The 6866-nt window shown below is 69.8% G+C and carries 6 protein-coding genes, 1 pseudogene and 1 riboswitch; of the genes and pseudogenes, 6 read left to right on the top strand and 1 reads right to left on the bottom strand.

Annotation, left to right across the window (positions count from 1 at the left end):
- From AB0I73_RS39635 to AB0I73_RS39615, 5 genes and pseudogenes are all read left to right on the top strand, one after another.
- Positions 1-148: pseudogene (locus AB0I73_RS39635) on the top strand (4-hydroxy-3-methylbut-2-en-1-yl diphosphate synthase); the annotation flags it as partial.
- Between the two features lie 28 nt (positions 149-176).
- Positions 177-2090, top strand: a complete 1914-nt coding sequence (gene dxs / locus AB0I73_RS39630) for a 1-deoxy-D-xylulose-5-phosphate synthase (protein ID WP_363045249.1) — start codon at positions 177-179, stop codon at positions 2088-2090.
- Positions 2087-3526 (top strand): aspartate aminotransferase family protein, encoded by a 1440-nt coding sequence (locus tag AB0I73_RS39625; protein ID WP_363045248.1) that lies wholly within the window; start codon positions 2087-2089, stop codon positions 3524-3526. Before dxs ends, AB0I73_RS39625 begins: the two co-directional genes overlap by 4 nt.
- Before the next feature lie 84 nt (positions 3527-3610).
- A complete protein-coding gene (locus AB0I73_RS39620; protein WP_363045247.1) occupies positions 3611-4234 on the top strand; it encodes an XRE family transcriptional regulator in 624 nt (207 codons plus the stop codon).
- Positions 4231-4353, top strand: coding sequence for a DUF6126 family protein (locus AB0I73_RS39615; RefSeq protein WP_109376178.1), 123 nt, complete (start codon positions 4231-4233; stop codon positions 4351-4353). Before AB0I73_RS39620 ends, AB0I73_RS39615 begins: the two co-directional genes overlap by 4 nt.
- A gap of 57 nt (positions 4354-4410) precedes the next feature.
- Here AB0I73_RS39615 and AB0I73_RS39610 read toward each other — a convergent pair whose 3' ends face one another.
- Positions 4411-5208, bottom strand: a complete 798-nt coding sequence (locus tag AB0I73_RS39610) for a tyrosine-protein phosphatase (RefSeq protein ID WP_363045246.1) — start codon at positions 5206-5208, stop codon at positions 4411-4413.
- A gap of 463 nt (positions 5209-5671) precedes the next feature.
- Positions 5672-5834: riboswitch (cyclic di-AMP (ydaO/yuaA leader) on the top strand.
- 4 nt (positions 5835-5838) lie between these two features.
- Between AB0I73_RS39610 and AB0I73_RS39605 the strand changes: the two genes are divergently transcribed.
- Entirely contained in the window at positions 5839-6753 is a 915-nt protein-coding gene (locus AB0I73_RS39605; protein ID WP_363045245.1) for a LysM peptidoglycan-binding domain-containing M23 family metallopeptidase, read from the top strand.
- Positions 6754-6866: the final 113 nt, after the last annotated feature.

Genomic DNA, 6866 nt, shown 5'->3' with positions numbered 1-6866 from the left:
GGGGCAGATCTTCGTGAAGGGCGAGGTCATCAAGACCGTTCCGGAGTCGAAGATCGTGGAGACGCTGATCGAGGAGGCCATGAAGATCGCCGAGCAGATGGAGAAGGACGGCGTCGCGTCGGGGGAGCCGGCCGTCACCGTGAGCTGAACAGCACGGAACCGAAGGGGGCCCGAGCGTGACGATTCTGGAGAGCATCCGGCAACCACGTGACCTGAAGGCGCTGTCCGAGGCGGCACTCGGTGAACTGTCCGAAGAGATCAGGAAGTTCCTGGTGCACGCGGTCGCCAGGACCGGAGGGCACCTCGGGCCCAACCTGGGCGTGGTGGAACTCACCGTCGCCCTGCACCGGGTCTTCGAGTCACCCGTCGACCGCATCCTGTGGGACACGGGCCATCAGAGCTACGTCCACAAGCTGCTGACGGGTCGTCAGGACTTCTCCAAGCTGCGCGGCAAGGGAGGCCTGTCGGGCTATCCCTCACGCGAGGAGTCCGAGCACGACGTCATGGAGAACAGCCACGCCTCCACGGCCCTCGGCTGGGCCGACGGACTGGCCAAGGCCCGCCGGATGCAGGGGGAGAAGGGGCATGTCGTCGCCGTGATCGGCGACGGCGCCCTGACCGGCGGCATGGCCTGGGAGGCGCTGAACAACATCGCCGCCGCCAAGGACCGCCCGCTGGTCATCGTCGTCAACGACAACGAACGTTCCTACGCCCCGACCATCGGCGGCCTCGCCGACCACCTCGCGGCCCTGCGCACCACCGACGGCTACGAGAAGGTGCTGGCCTGGGGCAAACACGTGCTCCAGCACACCCCGTTGATCGGCGGCACCGCCTACGAGGCGCTGCACGGCGCGAAAAAGGGCTTCAAGGACGCCTTCGCCCCCCAGGGCCTCTTCGAGGACCTGGGCCTGAAGTACGTCGGCCCCGTCGACGGGCACGACGTCAAGGCCGTGGAGTCCGCCCTGCGCCGCGCCAAACGCTTCCACGGGCCCGTGCTGGTCCACTGCCTCACCGAGAAGGGCCGCGGTTACGAACCCGCCGTCGCCCACGAGGAGGACCACTTCCACACCGTCGGCGTGATGGACCCCCTCACCTGTGCGCCGCTCGCACCGGCCGGCGCACCCTCCTGGACCTCGGTCTTCGGTGAGGAGATCGTCCGCATCGGGGAGGAACGCGAGGACGTGGTGGCGATCACCGCCGCCATGCTGCATCCGGTGGGCCTGGGCGCCTTCGCCGAACGGTTCCCGGACCGGGTGTGGGACGTCGGCATCGCCGAGCAGCACGCCGCCGTGTCCGCGGCGGGACTGGCGACCGGCGGCCTGCACCCGGTCGTCGCCGTCTACGCCACCTTCCTGAACCGCGCCTTCGACCAGCTGCTGATGGATGTGGCGCTGCACCGCTGCGGGGTCACCTTCGTCCTGGACCGGGCCGGTGTCACCGGCGCCGACGGGCCCTCGCACAACGGCATGTGGGACATGTCGATCCTCCAGGTCGTCCCCGGCCTGCGGATCGCCGCACCGCGCGACGCGGACCAGTTGCGCGTCCAGCTGCGGGAGGCGGTCGCCGTCGACGACGCGCCGACGCTGCTGCGGTTCCCCAAGGAGGTCGTGGGACCGGCGATCCCGGCGCTCGACCGGGTCGGCGGCCTGGACGTCCTGCACCGCGCCGGCGCTCCCGAGGTGCTGCTGGTGGCGGTCGGGGTGATGGCGTCCGTCTGTCTCCAGGCCGCCGAACTGCTCGAAGCCCGCGGCATCCGCTGCACCGTGGTCGACCCCCGATGGGTCAAGCCCGTCGACCCGGCGCTGGTGGGGCTGGCCGCCGAGCACCGTCTCGTGGCCGTCGTCGAGGACAACAGCCGTGCGGCGGGCGTGGGTTCGGCCGTGGCCCTGGTGCTGGGCGACGCCGATGTCGACGTACCGGTACGGCGGTTCGGCATCCCGGAACAGTTCCTCGCGCACGCCAAACGCGGCGAGGTGCTGGCCGACGTCGGCCTGACGCCCGTCGAGATCGCCGGCCGGATCAGCGCGAGCCTGACCGCCGGGGACGAGTCGCCGAAGCAACCACAGGACCGACAGGAGTCACCGCAATGACCATCGCGGAGTCCGCGGCGAAGTCTTCGCGTGCCGGGGAGTTCGACCTCGGCGCGCTGCTGGCCGAACGCGGAGCCGAGCGCTACGAGCTGCACACCCGGTACCTCAACCACCAGCTCCCGCGCATGTTGCACACCATCGGCTTCGACAAGGTCTACGAACGAGCCGAGGGTGCCCATTTCTGGGACGCGGACGGCAACGACCACCTGGACATGCTCGCCGGATTCGGGGTGATGGGCCTGGGGCGCCACCACCCCGTGGTCCGCAAGGCGCTGCACGACGTCCTCGACGCCTCGCTCGCCGACCTCACCCGCTTCGACTGCCAGCCGCTGCCCGGTCTGCTGGCCGAGCGACTGCTCGCGCACAGCCCGCACCTGGACCGGGTGTTCTTCGGCAACAGCGGAACGGAGGCGGTCGAGGGCGCCCTGAAGTTCGCCCGCTACGTGACCGGCAGACCGCGCGTCCTGTACTGCGAGCACGCCTTCCACGGACTGACCACCGGTTCCCTGTCCGTCAACGGCGAGTCCGGCTTCCGCGACGGCTTCGCCCCGCTGCTGCCCGACACTGCGGTACCGCTCGGAGATCTGGACGCGCTGGAGCGGGAGTTGGCCAAGGGCGATGTCGCCGCCCTCATCGTGGAGCCGATCCAGGGCAAGGGAGTGCACGAGGCCCCGCCCGGCTATCTGCGCGCCGCGCAGGAACTGCTGCACCGGCACAAGGCGCTGCTGATCGCCGACGAGGTGCAGACCGGACTCGGGCGGACCGGCGACTTCTACGCCTACCAGCACGAGGAGGGGGTCGAGCCGGACCTGGTGTGCGTGGCCAAGGCGCTCTCCGGCGGCTATGTGCCGGTGGGGGCCACGCTCGGCAAGGACTGGATCTTCCGCAAGGTCTACTCGTCGATGGACCGGGTGCTGGTCCACTCGGCCAGCTTCGGGGCCAACGCCCAGGCGATGGCCGCGGGCCTCGCGGTCCTGTCGGTCATGGAGAACGAGCACATCGTTGCGCACGTCCGGGCCACCGGGGAGCTGCTGCGGTCCCGGCTCGCGGCGCTGACCGGGAAGTACGAACTGCTGGCCGACGTCCGCGGCCGGGGCCTGATGATCGGCATCGAGTTCGGCAGGCCGCGGTCGCTCAGGCTGCGCGGCCGCTGGGCCGCGCTGCAGGCCGCGCGCAAGGGGCTCTTCGCGCAGATGGTGGTCGTACCGCTGCTGCGGCGGCACAGGATCCTCACCCAGGTCTCCGGTGACCACATGGAGGTGATCAAACTGATCCCGCCGTTGATCATCGACGAGCGGGACGTGGACCGGTTCGTGGCGGCTTTCACGGCGGTGATGGACGACGCCCACGACGGCGGTCTGGTGTGGGAGTTCGGCAGGACCCTGATGAAGCAGGCGGTCGCCGGCCGGTGGGACACTGACCCCGTCCGGCCGTGATGCCTGCCAGACGGTGACACCCGCCCTTTTTGCCCGTGAGGCAAGAGATTTGCCCCACGGGCAATAATCCTGCTGAATGGGGTCATGAGCACCCCCGGAACCGAGCCGTCGGCCGAACCGGCCGCCGAGCTTCCCGCGGTCGCGCCGCACCTGCGCGCGCTGCGCCGCCGGGCAGGTCTGACCCTGGAGGCCGCGGCACGCGACGCGGGGCTGTCGCCCGCCCACCTCTCCCGGCTGGAGACCGGGCAGCGTCAGCCCTCGCTGCCCATGCTGCTCTCCCTGGCCCGCACCTACGGTACGACGGTCTCGGAGCTGCTCGGCGAGACCGCCACCGACCATGACACGGTGCTGCGCGCCGCCGACACGGAGCCGACCGTCGCGGGCGGCTGGACGTACCGGCAGGCCGGCTCCCCCGGGCGCGGGATGCAGGCCCTGCGGGTCGAGGTTCCCCACGGCTCCCAGAGCGGCATCGTGCGGGTCCACCCGGGCGAGGAATGGCTGTACGTCCTCAAGGGGCGACTGCTGCTGCGCCTCGGGGACGCGCTGCACCGGCTGGCCCCGGGCGACAGCGCGCACTTCGACTCGCTGACCCCGCACCGTATCGCCGCTCAGGACCCCGACGGGGTCGAGCTGCTCTTCGTCCATACCCTGTTGCAGAGCCCCACGGCCGCCCTGTGCCTGGGCCCCACCCATGGAGATGTGTCATGAAAGACCTGGAGGAGAAGTTCCCTCGCGCCCTGTGGGTGAGGCTGTTCGTCTACGTCGTGGTGGGGCACGTCTTCGCGGGCTTCATCTATCTGCTGTTCGCGCTGGGCGCGAAGCAGTAGCCCCCAGGGCCTGTCCGGGCAGTGCCTCCGTGAGGCGCTGCCCGGTCGGGTGGTTCCTCAGTCGAGCAGGCGCTCGCGCAGTCGCTCCCGGTTTTCGGGGGTGAGCCCGAGCGCCGTCTCGAGGTAGGGGTCCACGCCGCCCCAGGTCTCCTCGATGGTTTCCAGGGCGGCCGACAGATATTCGGCGCGGGCGTCGAACAGGGGGTTGAGCAGTTCCATGACCTCGGGGGAGTAGGCCGAGGCGGAGCTGCCGCTGCGGCGCACCCTGTAGCGGCGGTGCTTGGCGTTGGACTTGAGATAGTCGTCGAAGATCGCGTCCCGTTCCACACCCAGGGCGAGCAGCGTCACCGCCACCGACAGGCCCGCGCGGTCCTTGCCGGCCGCGCAGTGCATCAGCGCGGGGACGCTGTCCTCGGCGAGTGAGCGCAGCACCTGGGAGTGCTCGGCGGTGCGTTCCTTGACGATCACGCGGTACGAGGCGATCATCCGGCCCGCCCCCTTGCCGTCGGCGAGGATCGAGCGCAGCTGGTCCAGGTCGCCGTCGCGGACCATCCTCCAGAACCGGGCGCCGTCGGCCGGGTCGCTCAGCGGCAGGTTCACATGGCGCACGCCGGGCAGCTCGATGTCGTGGCCGTCCAGCTTCTGGTCGGCCGCGTTGCGGAAGTCGAAGACGGTGTGCAGTCCCAGGGAGGACAGGAAGTCGGCGTCCGACGCGGTGGCGTGGGCCAGATGACCGCTGCGGAACAGCACGCCGTGCCGTACCCGGCGGCCGTCCACGGTCGGCAGTCCGCCCACGTCGCGGAAGTTCCGCACTCCGGTCAGCTCGGGTTCGGTAGACGGGATGTGCTGCGTCACAGGGGCCCCTCCCTCTCGCCGCCGACGGGGAGGCGTCGGCGGGTGTCACTCGACGATACGACATGCCTGTCAGGGGCAATGAGTTGTCCACGGATCAGCCGGCACGGGTGTTCCGAGCCCGCCGTGCGGCCGGAGCGGAGCGTCCACGATCGGGTAATTAAGTGCGTTATGTCTGTTTGGCGCATTTGGGAGTAATGGATCCCGGTATTTGGGGATATGGGGAGGGCGTGGTGAGCATCGTCATATCGGTGACGATGTGTTGTCGTCATGCTCACGTAATTCCGGCGTTTCGCAAGGGAATTCAAGGGGTGCGGGAAATCAGGGTCGACTCTGGGTGACGGAATTCAGGTACATGGATCACGGAAAAGGTCCTTCGTTCGGAACATCGTGCTTGTCCCTTTGCGCCGTGGTCGCCTACGTTCGCCATCGATCCGGACGGACGCCTAATCCTGCCGCCGCCCGGAGCCCGCACACACTGACCCGTGTACGGCAGGAGCGGGGGACCCACAGGTACCACTGCCTGTTCCGGTCTCCGGAACAGGCTCGGGGTTAAGTCGCGTCTCGACGCGACCGGGCATCTCCAGTCCGAACCCGACAGCTCACCTCGTAGGCGCCGGAGAGGAATTCGTCATGCCCGCAAAGGGTAAGCACCGCCGTCCCCGCGCTTTGCGTTTCACCCGCGCCATCGCCGTCGCCGGCACTGGTGGCGCCGCGCTCGCCCTGCCGCTTCTCGGCGCCACCGGCGCGAGCGCCGCCCCTGCGCAGGCGGCCCCGGAAAAGGCCGTCCAGGCGTTCTCCGTCGCCGACAAGAAGGCCGACAGCGGCAAGGACGGCGGCGCCCGCACGTACATCGTGAAGGGCGGCGACCACCTGGCGAAGATCGCCGAGTCCGAGAACGTCGACGGCGGCTGGAAGCAGCTCTACGCCGACAACCGGGAGGCCGTGGGTGACGACCCGTCGCTCATCCACCCCGGCCTGAAGCTCTCGGTCGACGGCAAGGCCGCGACGAGCACGCCGAAGAAGTCACCCTCTTCCGGTCCTTCCGCCTCCCTGGGGCTGCCCTCCTCGTCCGCTCCGTCCTCCGCACCGAAGGCATCCTCCGGCGCCGCGACCGCCGACCAGGCCGCGAACACCTCCGGTTACAGCTCGCCGGTGCCAGGTGGCGGCCTCGGCACCGCCTACAAGGTGGCCGGCAGCATGTGGTCCAGCGGCTACCACACCGGTGTCGACTTCGCCATTCCGACCGGCACCTCCCTGAAGGCCGTCGGCCCGGGCACCGTCGTCTCCGCGGGCTGGGCCGGTGCGTACGGCAACCAGGTCGTCATCAAGCTCGCGGACGGCCACTACGCCCAGTACGCCCACCTGTCCTCGCTGTCCGTCTCGGCCGGCCAGGCCGTGAGCGGCGGCCAGCAGGTCGGCCTCTCGGGATCCACCGGCAACTCGACCGGCCCGCACCTGCACTTCGAGATCCGCACCACGCCGAACTACGGCTCGGACGTGGACCCGGTCGCCTACCTCGGTGCGAAGGGCGTCTCCATCGCCTGACCCCCGCGAGACCCGCCTGAAGCACGTCACCAACCGCTACTCGGTGCCGATCCGGCTGATCGGCAAGCGGGTGCGGGTCGTCCTGCACGCCTCTCACCTGGTGGTTTACGACC

The organism is Streptomyces sp. NPDC050388 (assembly GCF_040655635.1).
Taxonomy (GTDB): domain Bacteria; phylum Actinomycetota; class Actinomycetes; order Streptomycetales; family Streptomycetaceae; genus Streptomyces.
Note: the sequence above shows the minus strand (reverse complement) of the source record. Positions and strands in the feature narration are given on the sequence as shown.

What these genes read in the sequence shown, in the direction of transcription:
- AB0I73_RS39605 (WP_363045245.1), top strand. Translation starts at nt 5,839, where the DNA reads ATGCCCGCAAAGGGTAAGCACCGCCGTCCCCGCGCTTTGCGTTTCACC.
- AB0I73_RS39620 (WP_363045247.1), top strand. Translation starts at nt 3,611, where the DNA reads ATGAGCACCCCCGGAACCGAGCCGTCGGCCGAACCGGCCGCCGAGCTT.
- AB0I73_RS39625 (WP_363045248.1), top strand. Translation starts at nt 2,087, where the DNA reads ATGACCATCGCGGAGTCCGCGGCGAAGTCTTCGCGTGCCGGGGAGTTC.
- AB0I73_RS39615 (WP_109376178.1), top strand. Translation starts at nt 4,231, where the DNA reads ATGAAAGACCTGGAGGAGAAGTTCCCTCGCGCCCTGTGGGTGAGGCTG.